Source organism: Terrabacter koreensis (assembly GCF_054783315.1).
In genome coordinates this window covers 827364-852066 of record NZ_BAAGQU010000005.1, presented here as the reverse complement: position 1 = coordinate 852066, position 24703 = coordinate 827364, and the positions used below count along the sequence as shown (strand labels likewise).

20 protein-coding genes are annotated in these 24703 nt (G+C 72.9%); 8 read left to right on the top strand and 12 right to left on the bottom strand.

Annotated elements, in window-relative coordinates; genetic code table 11:
- Window positions 1–44: 44 nt before the first annotated feature.
- Complete coding sequence (locus ACYVNR_RS16225) at window positions 45–2360, top strand: helicase-associated domain-containing protein (protein WP_461049340.1); 2316 nt, start codon at window positions 45–47, stop codon at window positions 2358–2360.
- 6 nt (window positions 2361–2366) lie between these two features.
- Window positions 2367–2741 (top strand): DNA polymerase ligase N-terminal domain-containing protein, encoded by a 375-nt coding sequence (locus ACYVNR_RS16220; RefSeq protein ID WP_461049338.1) that lies wholly within the window; start codon window positions 2367–2369, stop codon window positions 2739–2741.
- A 19-nt stretch (window positions 2742–2760) separates the two neighbouring features.
- On the opposite strand, the gene ACYVNR_RS16215 is transcribed toward ACYVNR_RS16220, so the two are convergent.
- Window positions 2761–3693, bottom strand: a complete 933-nt coding sequence (locus tag ACYVNR_RS16215; RefSeq protein ID WP_045186921.1) for a hydroxymethylglutaryl-CoA lyase — start codon at window positions 3691–3693, stop codon at window positions 2761–2763.
- Window positions 3694–3805: 112 nt separating this feature from the next.
- Here ACYVNR_RS16215 and ACYVNR_RS16210 point away from each other — a divergent pair, with 112 nt between their 5' ends.
- Window positions 3806–5458 (top strand): DNA repair helicase XPB, encoded by a 1653-nt coding sequence (locus ACYVNR_RS16210; protein ID WP_461049336.1) that lies wholly within the window; start codon window positions 3806–3808, stop codon window positions 5456–5458.
- A gap of 23 nt (window positions 5459–5481) precedes the next feature.
- On the opposite strand, the gene ACYVNR_RS16205 is transcribed toward ACYVNR_RS16210, so the two are convergent.
- The gene (locus tag ACYVNR_RS16205) at window positions 5482–6249 is read right to left on the bottom strand and encodes a sulfite exporter TauE/SafE family protein (protein WP_458801466.1); all 768 of its coding nucleotides are present in this window, start codon (window positions 6247–6249) and stop codon (window positions 5482–5484) included.
- Between the two features lie 103 nt (window positions 6250–6352).
- On the opposite strand from ACYVNR_RS16205, the gene ACYVNR_RS16200 reads away from it, so the two are divergent.
- The 4 genes from ACYVNR_RS16200 to ACYVNR_RS16185 all read left to right on the top strand — a co-directional run bounded on the left by ACYVNR_RS16200 (window position 6353) and on the right by ACYVNR_RS16185 (window position 11734).
- Window positions 6353–7075 carry a response regulator transcription factor gene (locus tag ACYVNR_RS16200; protein ID WP_458801464.1) on the top strand — a complete coding sequence of 241 codons (723 nt, stop codon included), beginning with the start codon at window positions 6353–6355 and terminating at the stop codon, window positions 7073–7075.
- A 12-nt stretch (window positions 7076–7087) separates the two neighbouring features.
- Window positions 7088–8608, top strand: a complete 1521-nt coding sequence (locus tag ACYVNR_RS16195; RefSeq protein WP_461049333.1) for a sensor histidine kinase — start codon at window positions 7088–7090, stop codon at window positions 8606–8608.
- 69 nt (window positions 8609–8677) lie between these two features.
- Window positions 8678–9970 carry a S1C family serine protease gene (locus ACYVNR_RS16190; RefSeq protein WP_461049331.1) on the top strand — a complete coding sequence of 431 codons (1293 nt, stop codon included), beginning with the start codon at window positions 8678–8680 and terminating at the stop codon, window positions 9968–9970.
- Between the two features lie 225 nt (window positions 9971–10195).
- Window positions 10196–11734 (top strand): SDR family NAD(P)-dependent oxidoreductase, encoded by a 1539-nt coding sequence (locus ACYVNR_RS16185; RefSeq protein WP_082080630.1) that lies wholly within the window; start codon window positions 10196–10198, stop codon window positions 11732–11734.
- A gap of 253 nt (window positions 11735–11987) precedes the next feature.
- Here ACYVNR_RS16185 and ACYVNR_RS16180 read toward each other — a convergent pair whose 3' ends face one another.
- From ACYVNR_RS16180 to htpX, 4 genes are all read right to left on the bottom strand, one after another.
- Complete coding sequence (locus ACYVNR_RS16180; RefSeq protein WP_461049329.1) at window positions 11988–12533, bottom strand: GNAT family N-acetyltransferase; 546 nt, start codon at window positions 12531–12533, stop codon at window positions 11988–11990.
- Window positions 12530–13411 (bottom strand): hypothetical protein, encoded by an 882-nt coding sequence (locus tag ACYVNR_RS16175; RefSeq protein WP_461049327.1) that lies wholly within the window; start codon window positions 13409–13411, stop codon window positions 12530–12532. Before ACYVNR_RS16175 ends, ACYVNR_RS16180 begins: the two co-directional genes overlap by 4 nt.
- An 11-nt stretch (window positions 13412–13422) precedes the next feature.
- On the bottom strand, window positions 13423–15921 hold the full coding sequence (gene pepN, locus ACYVNR_RS16170; protein WP_461049325.1) for an aminopeptidase N: 2499 nt from the start codon (window positions 15919–15921) through the stop codon (window positions 13423–13425).
- A gap of 81 nt (window positions 15922–16002) precedes the next feature.
- The gene (gene htpX, locus ACYVNR_RS16165; protein ID WP_045186936.1) at window positions 16003–16878 is read right to left on the bottom strand and encodes a zinc metalloprotease HtpX; all 876 of its coding nucleotides are present in this window, start codon (window positions 16876–16878) and stop codon (window positions 16003–16005) included.
- A 185-nt stretch (window positions 16879–17063) separates the two neighbouring features.
- On the opposite strand from htpX, the gene ACYVNR_RS16160 reads away from it, so the two are divergent.
- On the top strand, window positions 17064–17651 hold the full coding sequence (locus ACYVNR_RS16160; RefSeq protein WP_045186939.1) for a hypothetical protein: 588 nt from the start codon (window positions 17064–17066) through the stop codon (window positions 17649–17651).
- A 108-nt stretch (window positions 17652–17759) separates the two neighbouring features.
- On the opposite strand, the gene ACYVNR_RS16155 is transcribed toward ACYVNR_RS16160, so the two are convergent.
- From ACYVNR_RS16155 to ACYVNR_RS16130, 6 genes are read right to left on the bottom strand one after another with little or no spacing between them, the layout of a single operon-like run.
- Complete coding sequence (locus ACYVNR_RS16155) at window positions 17760–19352, bottom strand: NADH-quinone oxidoreductase subunit N (protein ID WP_461049323.1); 1593 nt, start codon at window positions 19350–19352, stop codon at window positions 17760–17762.
- Complete coding sequence (locus ACYVNR_RS16150; RefSeq protein WP_458801452.1) at window positions 19349–20854, bottom strand: complex I subunit 4 family protein; 1506 nt, start codon at window positions 20852–20854, stop codon at window positions 19349–19351. Before ACYVNR_RS16150 ends, ACYVNR_RS16155 begins: the two co-directional genes overlap by 4 nt.
- Entirely contained in the window at window positions 20845–22827 is a 1983-nt protein-coding gene (locus tag ACYVNR_RS16145; RefSeq protein ID WP_461049321.1) for an NADH-quinone oxidoreductase subunit 5 family protein, read from the bottom strand. Before ACYVNR_RS16145 ends, ACYVNR_RS16150 begins: the two co-directional genes overlap by 10 nt.
- Window positions 22824–23273, bottom strand: a complete 450-nt coding sequence (nuoK, locus tag ACYVNR_RS16140; protein ID WP_461049318.1) for an NADH-quinone oxidoreductase subunit NuoK — start codon at window positions 23271–23273, stop codon at window positions 22824–22826. Before nuoK ends, ACYVNR_RS16145 begins: the two co-directional genes overlap by 4 nt.
- Entirely contained in the window at window positions 23270–23848 is a 579-nt protein-coding gene (locus ACYVNR_RS16135; protein WP_461049316.1) for an NADH-quinone oxidoreductase subunit J family protein, read from the bottom strand. Before ACYVNR_RS16135 ends, nuoK begins: the two co-directional genes overlap by 4 nt.
- Window positions 23845–24699 carry a NuoI/complex I 23 kDa subunit family protein gene (locus ACYVNR_RS16130; RefSeq protein ID WP_461049314.1) on the bottom strand — a complete coding sequence of 285 codons (855 nt, stop codon included), beginning with the start codon at window positions 24697–24699 and terminating at the stop codon, window positions 23845–23847. Before ACYVNR_RS16130 ends, ACYVNR_RS16135 begins: the two co-directional genes overlap by 4 nt.
- Window positions 24700–24703 lie beyond the last annotated feature (4 nt).

Genomic DNA, 24703 nt, shown 5'->3' with positions numbered 1-24703 from the left:
TCGGTGACGCGGAGGCCCGACGAAACGGGCACTAGGTTGGGAGGATGGCCACCCCGAGCCGCAGCCTCGCCGACGACATCCGCGGTCGCAGCGACGCCCAGCTCATCGACCTCGTGCTCGCGCGCCCCGATCTCGCGCGCCCCGCACCGGCCGACCTCACCTCGCTCGCGGCGCGGGCCGGCACGCGCGCGAGCATCCAGCGAGCCGTCGAGGCCCTCGACCGAGGGCACCTGCAGGTGCTCGAGGCCCTGGTCGTGGCAGGTGACGCCGCCGACCGCGCCGACCTGCTGCGCCTGCTGGGCTCCGACGACGCGTCGACGGTCGACTCGCTCGTGGAGGACCTCTGGAGGTCGGCGCTCGTCTGGCGCGGCGCCGACGGCCACCACGTGGTGCGCACGGTGCCCGAGGTGCTCGGCACGTCCGTCGCCGGCCTCGGGGCGCCGATGCGCGAGCTGCGCCCGTCGGCGCCGGCCGAGCACTCGTCCCCGGAGCACGTCGCGGCCGTCATCGCCGAGGCACCCGACGACGCCCGGGCGATGCTCGAGCGCATGACGTGGGGCCCGGCGTTCGGGGTGCTGCCCACCGCGACACCCGGCCGCACCACCGCCCGCTGGCTGCTCGAGCACCACCTGCTCGTGCCCGTCTCCGCCGACCGGGTCGCCCTGCCGCGCGAGGTCGGTCTCGTGCTGCGCGACGGCCGGCTGCACCGCGCCCCGGAGCTCACCCCACCGGTGGTCGAGGCGCGCACGGTCTCGCTCGTCGACGCGGCGGCCGGCGGGGCGGCGAGCGAGTGCCTCACCCACCTCGACGAGCTCACGGCCGCGTGGGGTGCCGAGCCCCCACGGGTGCTGCGGGCTGGCGGGCTGTCGGTCCGCGACCTCCGCCTGGCCCAGACAGCGCTCGACCTCGACCCCGAGCACACGGCCTTCGTCGTCGAGCTCGCGTATGCCGCCGGGCTCGTCGCCGACGACGGCGAGGTCGTGCCGGTGTGGGCTCCCACGTCGGAGATCGACGACTGGAGCTCGAGCGAGGCCGGCCACCGGTGGGCCACGCTCGCCCTGGCGTGGCTCGCGTCGACGCGCGCGCCGCACCTCGTGGGGCGGCGCAGCACGGGCACCGGACCGGCCAACGCGCTCGGCCCCGACGTGCAGTGGCCCGCCATCCGCGGCATCCGCCGCGAGGTGCTGCGCGAGCTCGCCTCGCTCGAGCTCGGCCGTGCACCGGCACCGGACTCGCTTCGCGAGCGCCTCGCCTGGCGGCGCCCGAACCGGTCCGCCGGCGTGCTCGACGAGGCCGTCGACGCCGTGCTCCGCGAGGCCGAGTGGCTGGGGGTCACGGGTCGCGGTGCGCTCTCGCAGGCCGGACGCGTCCTCGTCCCGGCACCCGTCCCGGGCACGGGGGCGGCGCCGGCCGGGGCCGACACCGAGCCCGACGCCCCGTCCCTGCTCGACCGCGCGGCGGCCGCGATGTCACCGCACCTGCCGTCGCCCGTCGACCACATCCTCGTCCAGGCCGACCTCACCGCCGTCGCACCCGGTCCGCTCGTGGGTGGCCTCGGGTCGTTCATGCGGCTCGCCGCCGACGTCGAGTCGCGCGGCGGCGCGACCGTCTACCGCTTCACCCCAGAGTCCGTGCGGCGCGCACTCGACGCGGGCTGGACGGCCGCCGACTTCATCGAGACCGTGCGCCGCTCGAGCCGCACGCCGCTGCCCCAGCCCCTCGAGTACCTCGTGTCGGACGTCGCACGACGGCACGGGCAGACCCGCATCGGCGGCGCGGCGGCATACGTCCGCTCGGACGACGAGTCGGTGCTCGACACGATGCTGGCCTCGCGCGAGCTCGCGCCCTTGCGGCTGCGGCGCCTCGCGCCGACGGTGCTCGTGTCGTCGGCCGACCCGCGGGTGCTCGTCGACCTGCTCCGCGACAGCGGTTTCGCGCCGGTGCACGAGGGCCAGGACGGCACGGTCGTGCACGCCGAGGCACCGCGGCGCCGCGCCGGCGCACGCCGCCGGGGCCCGGGCCCCGCGGTCTCTCCCGTCGATCGCGCCTACACGCAGACCCTCGTCGACGGGCTGCGGGCCGCCGAGGCCACCGCGGACCAGAGACGGGCCGAGGACGAGTCGCGGCCCGGTCCCCGCATCCAGGCGATGGACCCGGTCGTCACGCTCTCGCTGCTGCGCGACGCGGTCGCAGACCGGCACGGCGTGTGGATCGGCTACTCCGACGGGCACGGCGCGACGAGCCGCCACCTGATCCACCCGCAGCGGGTGGAGGGCGGCCGGGTGCGCGCCACGGACGAGTCCGGCCACGAGAAGTCCTTCTCGGTGCACCGCATCGTCGGCGCGACGCTCGAGAGCTGAGCCGCCTTGGCAGGCAAGGAAACAGGCGGAGGTCACCGGCCGGCATACGTGCTCCACGACCACCGGAAGCCGCGGCCGCACTTCGACCTGCGGCTCGAGGAGGGCGGCGTGCTGCGCTCGTGGGCGGTGCCCAAGGGGCTGCCCACGTCGAGCCGGCACGACCGGCTGGCCGTCGCGGTCGACGACCACGACCTCGACCACCTCACCTACGCCGACGAGCACAAGACGGTCGCCGAGACGGGCTGGTGGGAGGAGGAGTCACGCGACGACCACCGCATCGTCTTCGTGCTCCACGGCGGCTCGGGGGCGCGTCGCTACGCCCTGATCCGCACCGACCGTGACTGGCTGCTCCACCTCGTGAAGGACCAGCCACCCCGCTGAGCGGGTGACTCGCTCGGGCTCAGGCGCCGGCGAGCGCCCGCACGACGTTGCTCGGTGACGGCCGACCGAGCTGACCGGCCATCCACACCGATGTCTCGACGAGGGCGTCGAGGTCGACGCCGGTCTCGACGCCGGCGCCGTGCAGCGCCCAGACGAGGTCCTCGGTGGCGAGGTTGCCGGTGGCCGACTTCGCGTACGGGCAGCCGCCCAGGCCGCCTGCTGCCGCGTCGACGACCGAGACGCCGTCGCGCAGCGCGGCCATGGTGTTGGCGAGGGCCTGGCCGTAGGTGTCGTGGAAGTGCACCGCGACCCGGTCGGTGCCGATGCCCCGGGCGTCGAGCGCCTCGAGCAGCCGGTGCACGTGACCGGTGGTGCCGACGCCGATGGTGTCGCCGAGGCTCAGCTCGTGGCAGCCGAGGTCCATGAGCCGCTCGGCGGTGTCGACGACCTGCTCGACCGGCACCGGTCCCTCCCACGGGTCCCCGAAGCACATCGAGACGTAGGCGCGCACCCACATGTCGTCGGCGAGCGCGCGCTTGACGACCGGCTCGAACATCGCGTACTGCTCGGCGACGGACCGGTTGAGGTTCTTCTGCGCGAAGGTCTCGGTGGCGGAGCCGAAGATCGCGATGGCCGTGAGGCCCAGCTCCTCGGCGCGGTCGAGGCCGCGCTCGTTCGGCACGAGAGCGGGCCGGCGGCGGCCGCGGCCGTCTTCGCCGAGCGCCCCGAGCACCTCCTCGGCGTCGCCCATCTGCGGCACCCACTTCGCCGGCACGAACGAGGTCGTCTCGATGGTGCCGAGCCCGGCCGCCTCGAGCCGCCGGATGAACTCGACCTTCGTCGCGGCCGGCACGACGGTCTTCTCGTTCTGGAGGCCGTCGCGCGGACCGACCTCGTAGATCGTCACCTTCGTCGGCAGCCCCGTCGCCGCCTCGACCTGTGGGGATCGCATTCGCCCATACTGTCACCACGGCATCCGGCGCCCCTCGACCCCCGTTCGATGTGTTCGGGGGTCACCGGTCACCGCGGAATACATCGAACCGAGAGCTGGGTTGAGCTTGACGATGAATGACGGACCCCTGATCGTCCAGAGCGACAAGACCCTCCTCCTCGAGGTCGAGCACCCGCGCGCCGAGGAGGCCCGCCGCGCCATCGCGCCGTTCGCCGAGCTCGAGCGCGCCCCCGAGCACGTGCACACCTACCGCATCACCCCGCTCGGCCTGTGGAACGCCCGCGCCGCCGGGCACGACGCCGAGCAGGTCGTCGACGCCCTCATGTCCTTCAGCAGGTATGCCGTCCCGCACGCCCTGCTCGTCGACGTGGCCGACACGATGGACCGATACGGGCGCCTCACCCTCGAGAAGGAGGGCTTCGCGGACTCCGAGGGGGGCACGCGGCTCGTGCTGCGCACGACCGACCGCCCGGTGCTCGAGGAGGTGCTGCGGCACAAGAAGATCAAGCCGCTCACCGGCGAGCGCATCGACGACCTCGCCGTCACCGTGCACCCGAGCGAGCGCGGCACTCTCAAGCAGGAGCTGCTCAAGGTGGGCTGGCCGGCCGAGGACCTCGCCGGCTACGTCGACGGCGAGGCGCACCCCATCGACCTCCAGCAGGACGGGTGGCACCTGCGGCCCTACCAGCAGCACGCCGTCGACGGCTTCTGGCACGGCGGCTCGGGCGTCGTCGTGCTCCCCTGCGGCGCCGGCAAGACGCTCGTGGGTGCGGGCGCGATGGCCGCCGCGAAGGCGACGACCCTCATCCTCGTCACCAACACGGTCAGCGCGCGGCAGTGGAAGGACGAGCTGCTGCGCCGCACCACCCTGACGGAGGACGAGATCGGCGAGTACTCCGGAGCCCGCAAGGAGATCCGCCCCGTCACCATCGCGACCTACCAGGTGCTGACGACGAAGCGGAAGGGCGCGTACGCCCACCTCGACCTGCTCGACGCGCGCGACTGGGGCCTGGTGGTCTACGACGAGGTGCACCTGCTGCCCGCGCCGATCTTCCGCATGACGGCCGACCTGCAGGCGCGCCGCCGGCTCGGGCTCACGGCCACGCTCGTGCGCGAGGACGGCCGCGAGGCCGACGTCTTCAGCCTCATCGGCCCGAAGCGCTTCGACGCGCCGTGGAAGGACATCGAGGCGCAGGGCTACATCGCTCCCGCGGACTGCGTCGAGGTGCGGGTGACCCTCCCCGAGGGTCAGCGGATGGCGTACGCCGTCAGCGAGCCCGACGAGCGCTACCGCCTCGCGTCGTGCACCGACGCGAAGCTCGGGGTCATCGAGAAGCTCGCCGCCAAGCACGTCGGCGAGCCGACGCTGGTGATCGGGCAGTACCTCGACCAGCTGCACGAAGTGGCCGAGCGGCTCGGCGCCGACGTCATCACCGGCGAGACCTCCGTCAAGGAGCGCCAGCGGCTCTACGACGCGTTCCGCACCGGCGAGATCAGCACGCTCGTCGTCAGCAAGGTCGCGAACTTCTCGATCGACCTGCCCGAGGCGAGCGTCGCGATCCAGATCAGCGGCACCTTCGGCTCGCGGCAGGAGGAGGCGCAGCGTCTCGGACGGGTGCTGCGCCCCAAGGGCGACGGACGCACCGCGCACTTCTACACGATCGTGAGCCGCGACACCGTCGACGCCGACTTCGCCGCGCACCGCCAGCGCTTCCTCGCGGAGCAGGGGTACGCGTACCGGATCGTCGACGCGGACGACCTCTGAGCCCGCCGGGACCCGGGAGGCTGTCAGGCGCGTAGCGCCTCGGCGCCGACGACGACGGCGAGCACGGCGAGGAAGACCGCGAAGGCACGCAGCAGCACCGGCCCGGCGGCACGCCCGGACACCCGGCTGCCGAGCCAGGTGCCGAGGCCGGTGCCGAGCGCGAACGTGACGACGAGGTCCCACGGCACGTCGCCGACGCCGCCCCCGAGGACCCGGGTCGCCAGCGCGGCCGTCGCGTTGACCGCGATGACGACGAGGCTCGTCGACGTGGCGACGACGACGGGCAGCCGCATGACGAGGGTGAGAGCGGGCACGGCGACGAAACCGCCGCCCACGCCGAAGAACCCGGTCAGGGCGCCCACGCCGAAGGCCGTCGGCACGAGCTGGGTCAGTGAGACCTCACCGGCGCCCTCCGCGGACGCCTCCGGTCGCCGCGCGTGCAGCCAGGTGAGCACCCCGACGACGGCGAGCAGCACGGCGAAGCCGGCCAGGAGCACGCGCGGGTCGACGAGCACCGACGCCCGCGACCCGAGCACCGATCCGCCCAGGCCGAGGCCGCCGAAGACGAGGCCGGTCCTCCAGTCGACCCGGCCGCTGCCGCGCAGGCCGACCAGCCCGACCACGGCGCCGAAGAGGACGACGACGAGCGAGATCGTCGTCGCCTCACGCACCGGCTGGTGGAGCAGGTAGACGAGCACCGGCACCGCGACGACGGCGCCGCCCCCGCCGAGTGCGCCCATCACGAGCCCGACGAGGAGGCCGAGCAGCGGTGCCAGCAGCAGGACTGTCATCGGCGCCCACGCTAGGCCACCGCGATCTCCCACCCCGCGGACGGGTGATCGGCCTGCGCAACTCTCCCAGCGAACTCCCAGCAAACACCCTGACACTGGGACCGTGGACACCCAGACCGCACCCGCGCCCGAGGCGCGCCTGCTCGTCGTCGAGGACGAGCCGAACATCCGTGAGCTGCTCGCGACCTCGCTGCGCTTCGCCGGCTTCGAGGTCGAGACCGCCGGCGACGGCACCACCGCCCTCGCCATCGCCGCGGAGTCCGAGCCCGACCTCGTCGTCCTCGACGTCATGCTCCCCGACGTCGACGGCTTCGAGGTGACCCGACGGCTGCGCGACCGCGGCCGCCAGCAGCCCATCGTCTTCGTCACGGCACGCGACGCCACCGGCGACAAGATCCAGGGCCTCACCGTGGGCGGCGACGACTACGTCACCAAGCCGTTCAGCCTCGAGGAGGTCATCGCCCGCATCCGCGCGGTGCTGCGCCGCACGCGCGGTCAGGTCGACGACGGCGCGACCCTCAAGTTCCACGACCTCGAGCTCAACGAGGACTCCCACGAGGTGCGGCGCGCCGGCCGGGTCATCGACCTGTCCCCCACCGAGTTCAAGCTGCTGCGCTACCTGCTGCTCAACCCGAACCGGGTGCTGTCGAAGCTGCAGATCCTCGACCACGTGTGGGACTACGACTTCCGCGGCGAGTCCGGCATCGTCGAGTCGTACATCTCCTACCTGCGCCGCAAGATCGACGCCGACGGGCCGTCACTCATCCACACCAAGCGCGGCGTGGGTTACGTTCTGCGAGTGCCCCCAGAGCCCACCACCGCCTGACCCGGGCCCGACGTGACGTCACGGACGGCCTCCTCGCCCGCGACCGGCCGGCGGTCCCTGTCGCGTCGGCTCGGCGCGGTGTCGCTGCGCTGGCGCCTGCTCGGCGTCACCCTCGGGCTCATCGCCGTGGCGCTCGCCGTCACCTCGATCGTCGTCAGCGCCCTGCTCCGTGCCTACCTCGTCAACCAGACCGAGCAGGAGCTGGACGTCTACGCGACGAGCCTGGCGTCCGTCGACCTCGCCGAGCTGCAGCGCACCAGCTCGGGGCTGCCCTCGAACTTCACGGCCATCGCGTCGGTCATCTCGACGAAAGAGCAGATCGAGCTGGGCCAGGCCACCCTCGAGCCCGCACCGCCCGCCGTCCCGGCCGTCACGCCTGACGACCAGAACGTCATCAGCAAGTTGCCGTTCCGCGTCGGCTCGCGAGACGGTGAGGGCACCTGGATCGCGGTGGCGAGGTTGAACGACGAGGGCACTGCCGTCGTCGTCGTCGCGCTCCCGGTGCGCCCGCTCGACGCCACCGTCACCCAGTTCCTCCTGTATGCCGCGGGCATCGGGGCGATCGCGCTGCTGCTCACGGCCCTGCTCGGCTGGTACCTCGTGCGCCGCACCTTCCGGCCGCTCACCCGCATCGAGGACACCGCCGCCAAGATCGCTGTGGGCGACCTCACCCAGCGCATCGACGTGCCCGACACCGACGACGAGGTCGCCTCGCTCTCCCGGTCGCTCAACGCCATGCTCGCCCGCATCGAGCAGAGCTTCGCCGTGCGCGAGGCGAACGAGGCCAAGATGCGCCGCTTCATCGCCGACGCCTCGCACGAGCTGCGCACCCCTCTGGCAGCCGTCGGCGGCTACGCCGAGCTCTACCGCCAGGGCGCCTTGCCCACCGCCGACGCCGTCACCGGTGCGATGGGCCGCATCGAGTCCGAGGCGACCCGGATGAGTGGCCTCGTCGAGGACCTGCTCACGCTGGCCCGCCTCGACGGCGAGCGCCCGCTCGAGCTGCAGCCGGTCGACCTCGCGGTGCTCGCGGCAGACGCCGCGCAGGACGCCCGCACCATCGCACCCGGACGCCACATCGTCGCGACCGGCATCAACGGCCCGATCGAGCCGACCGAGCTGCGGGCCGACGAGCAGCAGCTGCGCCAGGTCGTGACGAACCTCGTGACCAACGCCCGGGTGCACACGCCCGACGGCACACCGATCGAGATCCTCGTCGGCCGGGTCGACGTCGACCACGTCGCGCTCCACGTCCGCGACCACGGTGCCGGCATACCGGTGCAGGACCGCCAGAACGTCTTCGAGCGCTTCTACCGCGCCGACTGGTCGCGCAGCCGCGGCAAGGGCGGCGGCAACGGGCTGGGGCTCGCCATCGTGCAGGCCATCGTCGCGGCGCACGGCGGGCGCGTGCGCGTCCAGGAGACCCCCGGCGGGGGCGCGACCATCGTCGTGGAGCTGCCACGCCGGGCCGCCGCAGAGCAGGGCGCGACCGTGTCGTCGGGCACCCGGCGCCAAGGCACAGCGGATTCTTAGGAACGGCACAACGCGGACCCAAGCTGGGTGGATGTCATGGGAGGCAACAGCCCAGATCGAGGAGGAGCCATGACCCTGGCACCCGAGGACCGCACGCAGCAGATTCCGCAGGCCGACTACTACGGCCAGGCCGCGCCCACGTCTCCGCCGGCGCCGCCCTCACCGCCCACGCCGCCTCTCGGCGAGGGCAGCCGCCCCGCCCCGAAGCGGGACCGGCGGCTCGGCCAGACGGTCAGCGTCGCCCTCCTGGCGGCCGTGCTCGCGAGCGGCGGCACCTACGCCGTCACCCAGCTCGACGGCCAGGGGACGTCGACCACCACGATGCCGTCCGCCACGGCGACGACCAGCACGAACCAGAACTCCTCGCCCACCGTGGTGCAGGGCAACGCGACGGCACCCGACTGGGGGGCCGTGGCGGCAGCCGTCGCGCCGAGCGTCGTCAGCATCGACGTGACGACTCAGCAGAGCTCCGGCGCCGGCTCGGGCGTCGTCTTCGACAAGAGCGGCCACATCCTCACCAACAACCACGTCGTGGAGGGTGCGGGCGGCAACGGTTCGATCACCGTGACGCTCAGCGACGGCCGCACCTACGACGCCACGGTCGTCGGCACCGACCCGTCGACCGACCTCGCCGTCATCAAGCTGACGAGCGCGCCGAGCGACCTGACGCCGATCACCCTCGGAGACTCCGAGTCGCTCAAGGTCGGCGACCCGACCATGGCCGTCGGCAACCCGCTCGGCCTGTCGGGCACCGTGACGACCGGCATCGTCTCGGCGCTCAACCGTCCTGTGAGCACCGGCAGCTCGAACGAGTCGCCGTTCGGGCAGCAGTCGTCGGGCAACGAGGTCGTCACGAACGCCATCCAGACCTCGGCGGCGATCAACCCCGGCAACTCCGGCGGCGCCCTCGTCAACGCCAAGGGCGAGCTCATCGGGATCAACTCCTCGATCGCCTCGCTGGGCCAGAGCCAGGGCAGCCAGAGCGGCAACATCGGCATCGGCTTCGCGATCCCCGTCAAGGAGGCCAAGTCGATCGCCGACCAGCTGATCAAGAGCGGCAAGGCGCAGCACGCGTTCCTCGGCGTCAGCACCCGCGACACGACCGTGACCGACGGGGCTGCCAAGCGCGCCGGCGCCCAGGTGGTGGCGGTCACCGGCGGCACCCCGGCCGCCAACGCCGGCATCAAGACCGGCGACGTCATCATCGCCGTCGACGGTCAGCACGTCGACTCCGCGACGGCCCTCGTCGCGCAGATCCGCGAGATGACGGCGGGCGAGAAGACGAAGCTGACGATCATCCGCGGCGGCTCCCGCCAGGACGTCGAGGTCACCCTGGCCGTCCGGCCCGACAGCACCAGCTGACGCCCCCCGATCCCCGCGCCGGGGACGCGAGAGGGTGTGCACCGCCCCCACGTGACCCCGGGCGAGGCCAACCACCCCGACGCCCCTGAGCACGTATGCCGTCGGGTCGCCTCCGTCGCCGGCCACCACGCTCCCGGTGGCTGGCGACGACGCTGCCCAGCGGCATACGCAGGCGTGGGGCGCGACGATTCGGGGCGCACCCGGCCACACGCGTACCCTTGCGCGGTGAGTGAGACCGAGACCGAGCCCAGCGGGCTCGACGAGCTGGACCCCGCCGCCGTCGTGCGCCTCGACCCCGAGGACGTCGCGACCGCTGTGCGGGTGCTCGCCCTCGCCCCGTCGCTGGAGCTCGACGACCCCGACTTCGAGACCCTGAAGCGCGCGGCGTCGCTGATGTACAAGCGGCTGAAGAAGGACCGGCGCAACGCCAAGACGTGGGCCGAGCGCAAGGCCGACCGGCAGGTCATCGAGTCGACGGCCACCGGGTCGCCGATGCGCATCGACGACGAGACCAAGGGAATTCCCTTGGTGTCCAACGCTTCCGGCGCCTTCGCGGGTGAACTGGTCAACCCGCGCGGCTGCTACATCTGCAAGAAGGACTACACGCTCGTCGACGCCTTCTACCACTGGCTCTGCCCCGACTGCGCGGCCGCGAGCCACGCCAAGCGCGACCAGCGCACCGACCTCACGGGCAAGCGCGCCCTGCTCACCGGCGGCCGCGCGAAGATCGGCATGTACATCGCGCTGCGGCTGCTGCGCGACGGCGCCCACACGACGATCACGACGCGCTTCCCCAAGGACGCGATGCGCCGGTTCGCCTCGATGGACGACTCGGCCGACTGGATCCACCGGCTCAAGATCGTCGGCATCGACCTGCGCGACCCCACGCAGGTCGTCGCCCTGGCCGACGAGGTGTCCGCCGCCGGACCGCTCGACATCCTCATCAACAACGCCGCCCAGACGGTGCGCCGCTCCCCCGGCGCCTACAGCAACCTCGTCGAGCTCGAGTCGGCGCCGCTGCCCGACGGCGTGGTGCTTCCCGAGATGGTGACGTTCGACCGCATCAGCGAGGCCCACCCTGCCTCGATCGCCGGCGCGCTGGAGAACCACGCGGTCGCCCACCACGACGGCGAGAGCGTCGAGCACGCCGTCGCGGCGCAGACCGCGGCGTCGATGACGGCGCTGGCCCTCCAGGCCGGTCACGCGAGTCTCGAGGCGCACCTCGCCGGCACTGCGGTCGACGCCGGCGGCCTGCTGCCCGACCTGCAGCGCAACAACTCGTGGACGCAGAAGGTCGAGGAGGTCGACCCGCTCGAGCTGCTCGAGGTCCAGCTGTGCAACTCCACAGCGCCGTTCATCCTCGTGTCACGGCTGCGCCCGGCGATGCGCGCCGCGATCGCGGGAGGCGCACGACGCGCGTACGTCGTCAACGTCTCGGCGATGGAGGGGCAGTTCTCGCGCCGCTACAAGGGTCCCGGGCACCCGCACACCAACATGGCCAAGGCCGCCCTCAACATGCTGACCCGCACGAGCGCCGGTGAGATGTTCGAGTCCGACCGCATCCTCATGACCGCGGTCGACACCGGCTGGATCACCGACGAGCGGCCCCACGACGAGAAGCTGCGCATCGCGGCGGAGGGCTGGCACGCGCCGCTCGACCTCGTCGACGGTGCCGCGCGCGTCTACGACCCGATCGTGCGCGGCGAGGCCGGCGAGGACCTCTACGGCTGCTTCGTCAAGGACTACGCGCCCAGCCCGTGGTGACCCTGTCGGGCTCGTGGCCGGCCGACCTCGCTGACCGCGGCCGCAGCGGCTCGCTGCGCTCGACGTTCCCTCCTCGCCCCGAAGAAGTGGCACGCCTTTCCTCGGCTCGTTCCGGGACAGAGCGGGACCCGCTGGGTACAGGCATCGCAGGGCGTCGGGTCAAAAAGCGGCTCGGCGCCCGTCCTCGTGGATCACCGACTGCCCAGGTCGTGGGGGTTCTGCGGCGGCAGGTGCCGCAGAACCTCCACGACCGTCAGGCGTCGTCCTGCCGGGCCAGCTCCTTGGCGTACCAGACCTCGGCGTAGGGCCCGTCGTTGAAGGCCGGCACCTCCGCCCACCCGTGGCGCACGTAGAGCGCCCGGGCCTCGACGAGGTCGCGGCGGGTGTCGAGCCGCACCGCCTCCACGCCCCACACCCGGGCGATCTCCTCGGCGCACAGCACCAACGCCGAGCCGAGCCCTGTCCCGCGGTGCTCGGGCCGCACGTACAGGCGGCGCAGGTCGGCCACGCGGCGCCCACGGTCGTCCCGGAGTCGGCGCAGCCCCACGCAGCCCGCGAGCAGCGACGGGTCGTCCGCCGACCGCGCCACGACGAACTCGCCCGTCGGTGGCGCGAGGTCATCGCTGCGCATCCGTGGGAAGCCCGACTCGATCTCGTCCGGGGTGGAGTCGCGGCCGTGGTGCAGCCGGTGCCACCGGTCGCTCACCTCGACGTAGTAGTCGCGCAGCAGCTGCTCGCACCCCGCCGAGCCGACGTCGGCCAGCTCGACGACCCACGGCCCGGCCGCGGCACCGGTCATGGCGTCGGCACTCGCCCGAGCGGCGGCCACGGGAGGGCGACGCCGTCGGCGATCACCTCGCGCATCAGCGCGACGAGGTCACGGCGCCTGCGGTCGGGCTCTGCGGCATACGTCGAGGGGCCCTCGGGGCGCTCCCTCACCCGCAGCGCCTCCTCGAGGATCTCGCGGTGGTGGGGGTAGGCGTCGAGAGCCCAGCGACCCGCGCCCGACTTGGAGGTCGGCACACCCGTGGCGAGCAGGTGCACGAGACGCGGAGCGCCCAGCCCTCCCCACTCCGCAGCCTGCGGGAGGGACGCCTCACGGGGGTGGTGCTCCATCGCCTCGAGCTGCGCACGCCAGTAGGTGTCGAGGTTGTCGCGCGTCGACCGGTGCAGTGCCTCGTCGTCGCTCCAGACCGTCGTCTCACCGAGACCGTCACCGAGACCCTCGCCGAGACCCTCGCCGAGACCCTCGCCGAGACCGTCGCCGTGCACCGTGATCCCGTGGTCGCGCAGCTCGCGCCACGTGATGTGGGTGACGTCGGCGTGGGCGCCGACGTGGAACCAGCCGTGCAGCACGCCCGGCACGTCGGGCACGACGTCGGGGCTGCCGGCCAGGTCCTCGGCCACGCAGTAGAACCCGTCGTATGCCGGCTGCGGCCACTGCTTGTCGATGTCGGCGTGCACCCTGCGGAGCACCTCGCAGTCCGCCTCGGTGGGGCGCCTGGCCACCACCGCGACGAAGTCGACGTCGCTGCCACCGTGGAACTCGCCACCGAAGCCGAGCGACCCGTGGAGGTGGAGGGCGTCGAGCAGGCCCGGCAGCCGTTCGTCGAGCAGCCGCACGTGGGCGTCGCACACCGCGAGCACGGCCTCGGGCAGGTCGGCGCGCGTGGGCACCGCCACGACGGTCAGACCGCCGCGCCGAACGTGGCCCTCGAGGCCAGGGCCTCGCGCAGCTCGGCATCGGCGTCGACGAGCGAGCGGCGCACCGCCGGCGTCAGGTCGTCGCGCGACATGGCCTCGGCGCTCAGCTGCGCCGTCTCCTCGGTGAAGACCCTCGGGAACGCGACGAGCACGACCCGCGAGAGGGCGTCCTCGCCGACCCACCCCGACATGGCCGGGACGTCGGTGAAGAACCGCGGCACGTAGTCGGCGACCAGGTCGTCGTCGGGCGCGGTCCAGAAGCCCCGCGCGAGGTGGATCATCTCGTAGTTCGAGCGGCCCTCGCGGCCCGTGAGCTGCTGCCAGGCCCAGGCCTTGGCGTCGGGCTCGGGCAGGCTCGCCCGGCACATGAGCGCGTTGAGGCCGCCCTGGAGGGTGTCGTCCTTCGCGCGGAAGGCCTCGATGTCGCGGGCCTCGACCAGACCGCGCGAGGCGAGGTTGCGCACGACGATCCAGCGGAAGTCGCCGTCCTCCTCGAGGCCGGCGGGCAGACCGTGTCCGTCGGCCCAGGCCCGCAGCAGCACCTCGTCGTCGCTGGTGCCGGCGACGAGACGTGCTGCCGCCAGGGACTCGGTGGTGCCCGGCCCGGAGCGCTCGAGCAGTCCGGTGCCGTCGCGGTTGAGCCGGTCGAGGGCGTCGTCCTGTGAGGCCCGGGGAACGAACCACGGCACGATGCGGTGCTCGGCGTACGCCGCGACCCGGGTCAGGATGGAGGAGTTCGACTCGTGCGGCCACGCCGCGTCGAAGACGTCGAGGAACGCGTCGGGAGAGACGGTCGCGCCGTGCACGCCGTCGATGAGCGCCGACCACACGACGGCCCGTGCCTGGGCGTCGGGCACCTGCGCCAGCTGCACCGGCAGCGCCGCCACCGTCTGGTCGGAGAGGCGCACCCGCGCCCACGTCAGGTCGGAGGCGTTGGCCACCACGATGGCCGGCTCCGGTGTGCCCTCCAGCTCGGCGAGGGTCGTCTCGGGTCCGGTGACCGTCACCGAGGCCCGGGCGAGCTCGCGCCCGTCGGTCCAGCCCGCCACGTCGAAGGCGTGCGGCCGGTCGGCCGGGCGCTCGGCGGGCGACTCGCGCCGCACGACGGCGGACTCGACGACGCCGCCCTGCTCCTCGAGGTCGACCGAGATCGTGTCGCGGTCGGCGGTGAGCAGCCAGGCGCGCGACCAGGCGTCGAGGTCCTTGCCGCTCGCCGTCTCGATGGCGCCGAGGAAGTCGGCGAGCGTGCCGTTGCCGTAGGACTTGTCGGTCAGGTAGGCGCGCACCCCGGCGATGAACTGCTCGTCACCGACGTACGCGATGAGCTGGCGCAGCGTGGCCGCGCCCTTGGCGTACGAGATGCCGTCGAAGTTCTGCAGCGCGCTCTGCGCGTCGAGCGCCTCGACACCGGCGACGGGGTGGGTCGACGGCGAGCGCTCGGCGCCGTAGCCCCACACCTTGCGCACGATCGAGGAGTCGACCCACGCGTCGGTGTACTCGGTCGCGTCGACGAGCGCGCGGTGCGACATGTACTCGGCGAACGACTCGTTGAGCCACAGGTCGTCCCACCAGCGCATCGTGACGATGTCGCCGAACCACATGTGCGACATCTCGTGGCTCACCGTGTTGGCGCGCGTCAGCAGCTCGTCGCGGGTGGCGGCGCCGCGGTAGAGGTACTGGTCTCGGAAGGTGACGCAGCCCGGGTTCTCCATCGCGCCGGCGTTGAACTCGGGGACGAACACCTGGTGGTACTCCCCGAACGGGTAGCGGATGCCGAAGAGCCCGTGGAAGTAGTCGAACGACCGCTTCGTCACGTCGAAGAGCTCGGCCGCGTGACGCTCGAGGGGCTCGCGCAGCGAGGCGCGGGAGTGGATGCCGAGCGGTATGCCGTCGTGCTCGTCGCGCACGGAGACGTACGGTCCTGCGCAGACGGTCACGAAGTACGTCGCGAGCGGCTTGGTCTTCCCGAGGGTCCACGTGCCCGGGGCCGTACGCGTGGCGGCGCCGTTGCCCAGGACGGTCCAGTCGAGGGGCGCACGCACCGTGACGTCGTAGGGGGCCTTGAGGTCGGGCTGGTCGAAGCACGCGAAGACGCTCGGCGCCGCGTCGAGGAAGAGGTGGCCGTAGACGTAGTCGAGGTCGTCGGCGGGGTCGGTGGCCCGGTGCAGCCCCTGTCCGTCGTGGCTGTAGGCCATCGTCGCGGCGACGACGAGCTCGTTCTCGCTCGCGAGGTGAGCCAGGGGCAGGCGCCCGTCGGACAGCTGGTCGGGCTCGATCGGCTCGCCGTTGAGCGTGACCGTCTCGACCGAGTGCGCCTTGAGGTCGACCCACGTCGCGGCGCCGGGCTGCTCGCACGTGAACCGCACCGTCGTGTGCGAGCCGAAGACCTCGGCACCCTGGTCGAGGTCGAGCTCGACGGCATACGACGTGACGGTGATCAGCGAGGATCGCTCGCGGGCTTCGGCCAGGGTGAGACTGCGCATAGGGGCGAGCCTGCCAGATCGGCGGGCCCGCCGTCGCACAGGTTGCGCAGCGCCCTCTCGGACGCGCCGCACCAGGTCGGGTCAGCGCTGGAAGGGGCCGCCCGCCATGTTCTCGAGGCGCGCGATCCGCTGCTCCATCGGCGGGTGCGTCGACAGGAAGCGCGTGACGTCCTGGGCACGGAAGGGGCTGGCGATCATCATGTGGCTGGCGTTGACGATGTCCTGCTGGGGTGCCAGCGGGGCCCGCGCCACCCCGGACTCGAGCTTGCGCAGGGCGGACGCGAGGGCCAGCGGGTCGCCGGTGAGCTTGGCACCGTCCTCGTCGGCGTCGTACTCGCGGGTGCGGCTGATCGCCATCTGGATCATCATCGCGGCCATCGGCGCGAGCAGGCTCATCGCGAGCAGGGCGATGGGGTTGGGTCGGTCGTCGTCGGAGCTGCCGCCGCCGAACATGCTCGTGAACATGAGCATCTGGCCGATCGAGGTGATGACACCGGCGATGGCGGCCGCGACCGAGCTGGTGAGGATGTCGCGGTTGTAGACGTGCATCAGCTCATGCCCGAGCACGCCTCGGAGCTCACGCTCGTCGAGCAGGCCGAGGATGCCCTCGGTGCAGCAGACGGCGGCGTTCTGCGGGTTGCGGCCGGTCGCGAAGGCGTTCGGGGCCTGGGTGGGGCTGATGTAGAGCCGCGGCATGGGCTTGCCTGCGGCAGTGGAGAGCTCGCGCACGATGCGGTACATCACCGGCGCCTGCGCCTCGCTCACGGGGTAGGCGTGCATGGCCCGGATGGCGAGCTTGTCGCTGTTCCAGTAGCCGTAGAAGGTCGTCGCGACGCCGATCAGCGCGAAGAGCCAGATGAACCGCCCGCCGCCGACCAGCGCGCCGATGCCGAGCAGGAGGGCCCAGATGCCGCCGAAGAGCGCGGCGGTCTTGAGCCCGTTGAAGTGGTTGTGCATGCCGGTTGAACGAGCGGTCCGGGGCAACTGTTCCCAGCCGACACCCAGACAGGAGCCGGCCGTGGGCCGCCTGAGAGGCGGCTGTGACGCGGATCTCTCTCATTACGTTTTTCAACTACTACGTGTAGTAGTAGTTTTGAGCCAACGGGGAGGCCGACACTCCCCACCGAAGAAAGAAGAGAGCGATGCGTAAGACCCTCGACAAGCTGATCTCCTGGACCGGCCTCATCCTCGCGGCCGTCCTCGTCGTGGCGGGTGGTCTGCTGACGTACGCCAGCAGCTTCGTCGCCGACAACGTCAAGCAGCAGCTGAGCCAGCAGAACATCACGATGCCCGCCGCGGCGGCTCTCGAGACGCAGGAGCAGAAGGACGCGCTCCTCCAGTTCGCGGGTCAGAAGATGGAGAACGGCGCGCAGGCCAAGGCCTTCGCGGACCACTACATCCTCGTGCACATGAACACCCAGTCGAACAACCGGACCTACTCCGAGGTCTCGGGCGAGTTCATCAAGCTCTCCAAGGACCCGAACGCCGACCAGGCGCAGGTCAAGGCCCTCGGTGAGCTCCGCCAGAGCCTGTTCATGGGCAACACCCTGCGTGGCCTGCTCCTCAACGCCTACGCCTTCGGCACCATGGGCACGATCGCCCTCTACGCCGGCATCGGCGCCTTCATCGCAGCAGCGATCTTCCTGGTGCTGGGCCTGCTCGGCCTGCGGCACGCGAGGACGGCGTCCGACTTCCCGGCCGTGGCGCAGCGGGCTCCCGCGACCGTCTGAGTCTCCTGGGGGAGAACGAAGGGGCCGTCCAGAAGCGGGCGGCCCCTTCGCCGTGCCCGCACCCGGTCAGCCTGCCCGAGCGCTCAGCCGAGCGCTCAGCCGAGACGCTCAACCCAGCAGGCGCAGGAGCAGGTCGGGCTGGACGCTGACGACGACGAGGACCGTTGCGGACAGGGCGAGTCCGGCCACGACGACCGGACGGCGCGCGGCTGCGACCGTGCGTCCGGCCCGGTGACTCGCGCCGTCGGCCTCCCCTGCCGCGGACGCCTCACGCTCGGTGATGACGGCCCGCAGCCAGCGCAGGTAGACGGCGACCCCGATGACGGCGTTGACGGCCGCGATGACGGCGAGCCACACCCAGCCCTCGGCGAGCACCGGCCGCAGCGCGGTGACCTTGCCGACGAGGCCGATGACGCCCGGTGGCAGGCCGGCGAGCGAGGTCAGCGCGAGCACGAGCGCACCGCCCCGCCACGGGCTGCGCTGCCAGAGCCCCTCGTAGGCGGCGAGCGTGCGACCGTCGGTGCCCCGGTCGCGCAGCGTCACCGCGACGACCGCGAAGGCGACGAGGGTGGCGACGACGTAGGTGAGCAGGTAGGTCGCGCTGGCCCCGACTCCCAGCGCCGAGATGCTCACGAGCGGGAGCACGACCCAGCCGGCCTGCGCGACGGTGGACCAGGCGAGCAGGCGCACGACGTCGTCCTGCCGCAGCGCCATGACGTTGCCGAGCGTCATGCTCAGGGCGGCGAGGACGGCGATCGCGAGCAGCGCCGGTGTGCCGAGGACCGCGACGGCGCGGAGCACGACGAGGAGCGCCGCGAGCGCGGCCACCTTCGAGACCGTCGCGAGGAACGTCGCGACCGGCACCGACGAGCCGGCGTATGCCGTCGGCGTCCACGCGTGGAACGGCACCAGCGAGAGCTTGAAGCCGACGCCGGCCATGACGAGCACCGTCGCGAGGGCCACGAGACCCGAGGACACCGACGGGAGGACGACGTTCGTCGGCGCACCGGCTGCGGAGAAGGCCCCCGCGGACGACAGGGCGGCGTCGGGGGTGAGGAACGGGCTTCCGGTGGCGGCGAACCACAGCGCGACACCGAGCACGAGCAGCGCAAAGGAGACGAGCGAGGTCACGAGCAGCTGGGTCGCCCCGGCGGCGGCCGACCTCCGTCCGGACAGGGCGACGAGGGCGATGACCGGCAGGGTGGCCAGCTCGAGCGCGACGAGCCAGGTGCCGACGTCGCGGCTGGCCGCGACGACGACCGTGCCGGCGAGGGCCGCGAGGAGCAGCACCGCCTCGACCGGCTCGCGCGTGCCACCGTCGGGGCGCCGGCGCCGGGCACGCGGCCAGGCGAGGGCGATGCACACGAGCGCCGAGACCGCGGCCGCGAGCTGCAGGGTCGAGCCGAGGGCGTCGGCCTGCCAGAGGCACACCTGCGGCAGTCCCTCGACGGTCGGAAGCGTGCCCCTGCCGCCGGCCGCTGCGACGGGCGTCAGGCAGAACGTCTCGCGGGTCGACCCGCCACCCATAGCCAGCCCGGGCACCGTGGCGACGGCCGAGCCGGCCGTCGCGAGCGCCGCGATGCCCCAAGGCAGCCGGCGTCCTCGCGGGGAGAACAGGTCGGCCACGAGCACCAGCACCAGACCCGCGACGGGGAGCAGCGCGGGCAGCAGGGTGGCGTAGTCGATGGTCAGGCCCTTCACGGCGCCACCCCCAGCCCGGCGAGCAGACCCGAGGTGGCACTGTCGGAGAGGCCCAGCAGCAGGTGCGGCAGCACCCCGAGCCCGACGATGACGACGACGAGCGTCAGCACGACGGCCCACCGGGCGCCGTGCGCGTCACCGACCGGCTCGCCGGCAGCCCCGTCGGCACGGTCGCTCCCCTCGCCGGCCCAGACGATGCGCGCCACGCGCAGGGAGTAGGCCGCCGCGAGCGCGAGCCCGACGGCGCCCAGCACGACACAGACCCGCATCAGCGCCACAGGACGCCCGGGCGCGGGCGACCAGGCGGCATACAGGGCGAGGAACTCACCCCAGAAGCTGACCAGCCCCGGAAGGCCGAGGGCCGCTGCCAGTCCGACGACGAGCGCCAGCCCGAAACGAGGCGCCTTGTCGCGCAGGGCCGCCCGCGCCACCCGGAGGTCGGCGGAGCCCCACTGCTCCTTGAGGTCACCGACGACGAAGAAGAGCAGCGCCGCGACGACGCCGTGGGCGATGTTGCCGAAGAGGGCGGCCTGCAGGCCGGTCTCGCTGCCCGAGGCGATGGCCAGCGCGACGAACCCCATGTGTGCGACCGAGCTGTAGGCGATGAGGCGCTTGAGGTCGCGCTCGACGAGGCACGCGAGCCCTCCCCAGAGGATGCCGACGACGCCGAGCAGCGCCAGCAGGGGGCTCAGCTCGGCGACGCCGACGGGCACGGTGGCGACCGCGAGCCGCACGATGCCGTAGGTGCCCATCTTGAGCAGCACGGCGGCGAGCAGCACCGAGCCCGCCGTCGGGGCGATGGTGTGCGCGGACGGCAGCCAGGTGTGCAGCGGCCACAGCGGCACCTTGATGCCGAGACCGAGCAGCAGCACGCTCGCGATGGCGACCTGCAGCGACCGCGACAACCCGGCGCCGTGCCGGTCGGCGAGCACGGTGAGGTCGCTCGTGCCCTGGTGGTGCACGAGCAGCAGGATGCCGACGAGCATGAGCGTCGAGCCGAGCACGGTGAAGAGCACGAAGCGGCCGGCCGCGTCGGCGCGCGTCTCGTCGCGCACGTGGTCGTCGCCGAACCGTCGCACGAGCACCCACATCGGCACGAGGACGACCTCGAAGGCGACGAAGAAGAGGATCGCGTCGCGGGCCAGGAACGTTGCGAGAGCGCCGGTCTCGACGAGCAGGATGCAACCGAGGAACGTCGAGCCGGTGCCGCCCTTCGGGATCGGTCCCGACAGTGCGTGAGCGACGACCGCCACGGTGAGCAGCGCGGTCATCAGCACGAGCGCTGCGGAGATGCCGTCGACGCCGAAGTGCCAGCGCACGCCGAGGGCGCGGATCCACGGCACGTCGACCTCGTGGCGTCCCCACACGACGACGACGGCGAGGACGGCGGTCACGACCGTGGCGCCGAGCGCGATGGCGCGCTCGACCCGCGTCTCACCGGGGATGGCGATGAGGGCGATCGCCCCGAGCAGCGGCAGCAGGAGCATGAGCGTCAGCGCCATGCGGTCACCCCCAGGATCGCGATGACGACGACGCCGCCGAGAAGCCCCAGCAGCGAGAGCGACGGAACGGCCCGGTGGCTGCGCTCCCCCACGCGGCCGGCGGCGCGCGCGACGACGGCGGTGGCTCGCGGGTAGGCGTCGACGACGTCGCGGTCGAGCGTCACGACGAGCCGGGCGAGCGCGGTCACGGCCCGCCCGATGCCGACGTATGCCGTGTCGGCACCGAAGCCGCGCACGGCCCGGTCGCGCAGGGGCCCGGGCACGCGGTCGGCGACATCGGAGCGGCCGCGGTCGCCGGCGACCCACACCGCTGCGGCGGCTCCCGCGACGAGCAGCAACGAGACCAGGGCCGTGAGCACGCCGACGTGCACGCCGCCGCGCAGGCTCGCGAGGAACAGGGTCGCGACGACCGTGAGGACGGCCAGCACCGAGACGACGAGGGCGGCCGAGAGGGTGATCGGCGCGTGGCCGTGCGCGTGGACGCGCTCGACCTCGGCGTCATCGGCGCTGTCGGCGACCGTGACGACCGCGACCTGCTCCGCGGGGACGACGGGGTCGGGCTGCGCGACGGGCGAAGCGGCGGGCGAAGCGGCGGCCGAGCCGGGTGCCGGGTCGGCTGCACCGGCTGCCGGGCCGGCTGCCGTGCCGGTCGGCGGGTCGACCGCGAGCGGGGTGTCGAGGAGCAGCCAGGCCCGCGTGCAGTACGCCGCGGTGAGGGCCACCGTGAGGAGGAGGGCGATCGTCACGACCACCGACCCCGCGCCAGTGCCTTCGAGTGCGGCGTCGATGACGGTGTCCTTGGAGAAGAACCCGACGAGCGGAGGGACGCCTGCCAGCGACGCCAGACCGATGCCGGTCGCCCACCGGAGCGCACCCGTCGGCCGCAGCCGGCCACGCAGTGCCGCGAGCGCCGTGGCGCCACCGAGCACCGACAACCACCCGGCGGCGAGGAAGAGGAGGGCCTTGAAGAAGGCGTGGCCGAGGAGGTGCGAGAGCCCGGCGCCGGGACCGAGCTCGGCCGGGGCAGCAGCCAGCGCCGACAGCATGATCGCGATCTGGCTCAGCGTCGAGTAGGCCAGCATCCGCTTGAGGTCGGTCTGCACGAGGGCGAGCACAGCGGCATACACCATCGTCAGGGCCGCGAGCACCGCCAGCAGCAGGCGAGCGCCGTCGTGCTCGGCGTAGAGGGTGAAGAGCCTGGCGACGATGTAGGTGCCGGCCGCGACCATCGTGGCGGCGTGGATCAGCGCCGACGCGGGGGTGGGGCCCTCCATGGCGTCGGGCAGCCAGTCGTGGAACGGGACGAGACCCGACTTGCCGGCCACCCCGACCAGCACGCCGACGAGGCCGACGGTCAGCGCCGTGTCGTGCCCGGACGCGGTGAGCACCGCCATGAGGTCGGTGCTGCCCGCCCGAACTGCGAGCGCGACGAGCCCGACCACCATGCCGATGTCGGCGACACGCGTGACGAGGAAGGCCTTGTAGGCGGCACGTCGTGCCGCGGGCCGCTCGCTGTCGTGGCCGATGAGCAGCCACGAGCACCAGCCCATGATCTCCCAACCGACGAGCATGAGCACGAGGTCGCCCGCCTGGACGAGGAGCAGCATGCCGGCGGCGAAGAGCGAGACGGTCGCGGCGAACCGGCCGTAGCGCGGGTCGTCGCGCAGGTACCAGACGGTGAAGACCTGGATCGCGAGCACGACGAGGGCCACGACGAAGGAGACCAGGCCCGAGACCCGGTCGGACAGCAGGTGCAGCGGCACCGCGAGGCCACCGCCGAGGGGCAGGCTGCCGAGGCTGTCGATGTCGGCGGCACGCGCCGGCGCGACCCACTGGATCAGCCCGAGCACCATGACGTACGCCGACACCGAGACCGCGACCGCGGCCGCCACCAGGCGCCGGCGGTGCATCACCAGCCCGAGCAGGCCGGCGAGCGCCGGCAGCACGACGATCATCCGCACGATCCAGCTCACGCGGCCCCCTCCCCCGACCGGGCGGCCGTCGGCTCCGCCGTGCCGTCTGCGTCGTCGGCCTCGTCGGTGCCGTCGTCGGCGCCGTCCGGGGTCCCCCAGCTCTCGACCTCGTCGTCGAGGTCGTCGAGGTCGCCGGGGTCGTCGGTGAGGTCCGGCACGGCCGTCAGGTCGATGTGACCCGCCCGGCGGAACAGCACGAGGATGATTGCCAGAGCGACGGTGATCTCGGCGGCCGCGATGGTGATGACGAAGAGCGTCAGCACCGGTCCGGCGGAGAACGGCGCCCCCGGCCGTGAACCGGCCGTCACCAGGAGCAGGTTCGCGGCGTTGAGGATCAGCTCGACGCCGATGAGCACGAGCACGGCATTGCGGCGGGCGAGCACGCCGTAGACGCCGATGCCCGCGAGCAGGGCCACGAGGGCACCCGGGAGCGCGAGGTGGATCACCGGCGCACACCATCGACCGGGCGCACACCTTCGGCCCGGCGGACGGCACCGTCGGCGGCCGGGTCCTCCCGGTGCAGGACGAGCCGCGACACGGCGAAGGCGCCGACCAGCGCGACGAGCAGCAGCACCGACAGCAGCTCGAACGGCCAGACCCACGTGCCGAAGACCGCCTGGGCGATGCGCGGCGTCGTCGCCACCGGGGCGTCGAGGTCGACGGTGGCACCCGAGAGCAGCGGCAGCAGCAAGGAGGCGAGCAGCGCCGTGGTCGCCGCACCGAGCACGGCACCCGCCGCTCGCTGCCACCACGGCGTGTCGATCTCTGCGTGCGGTCCGATGGGCGCCCGGGTGAGCATCAGCGCGAAGAGCACGAGCACGACGATCGCGCCGACGTAGACGAGCAGCTGGACGAGGCCGACGAGCTCCTGGCCGAGAACCAGGTAGGCACCCGCCAGCGAGCCGAGGGAGACGAGCAGCCACAGCGCCGCGTGCACCACGTGCTTCGTCGTCACCGAGAGCAGCGCCGAGAGAGCGGTCACGACGCCGACGGCGACGAAGACGATGTCGCGGGTCGTCACTCGCGGCCCTCCTCGTCGGGCGTCACCGCGGGGAGCACCTGCGTCGAGTCGCCCTCTGCTGCAGGGCTTCCCGTGTCGCCGAGCGCGGGCATGGGCTTCGTCGCGTCGACGGCCCTGTCTGCGGCCGGACGTTCGGGTGCGGCAGCGGAGGCGCCTTGGCCGGACCCGGCAGCCTGGTCCGAGCCGGCGGCCCGGTCGGAGCCGGCGGCCCGGTCGGAGCCGGCGGGACTCTCGGGGCGCACCCGGGTCGGGCGGGCAGCGGGACCGTCGCCACGCGTACGGCCGGGGGCACCCGCTCCCGCACGCGGGGCGCTGCCGGCGCGCGGACCCGCACCGGCGGCTCCGCGAGGTGGCTTGGCTGCGGCGGTCACCTCGGCCGGGTCGACGCTGCCGGGGTCGAGGGCCGGCGGCGGGGGCACGGTGGCCATCCACGCGCCGAGCCGGTCCTTCTCGTGCAGCAGGTCGCGGATGTCGGTCTCGGCGTACTCGAACTCGGGGCTCCAGTGCAGGGCGTCGAACGGGCAGGCCTCGATGCAGATGCCGCAGTACATGCACAGCGAGAAGTCGATGGCGAAGCGGTCGAGCACGTTGCGCTGACGGGCACGGCCACCCGGGGTCGTCGGCGGCAGCTCCTCCTTGTGCGAGTCGATGTAGATGCACCAGTCGGGGCACTCACGGGCACAGAGCATGCACGAGGTGCAGTTCTCCTCGGTGAGCGCGATGACGCCACGCGACCGAGGCGGCAGCGCGGGCGCGACGTCGGGGTACTCCGCCGTGTGCGTGCGCCGGGTCAGCGACCGAGCCGTCGTGCCCAGTCCCTTGACCAGTCCGGGCAGGATGCCGTCACCCACGTCG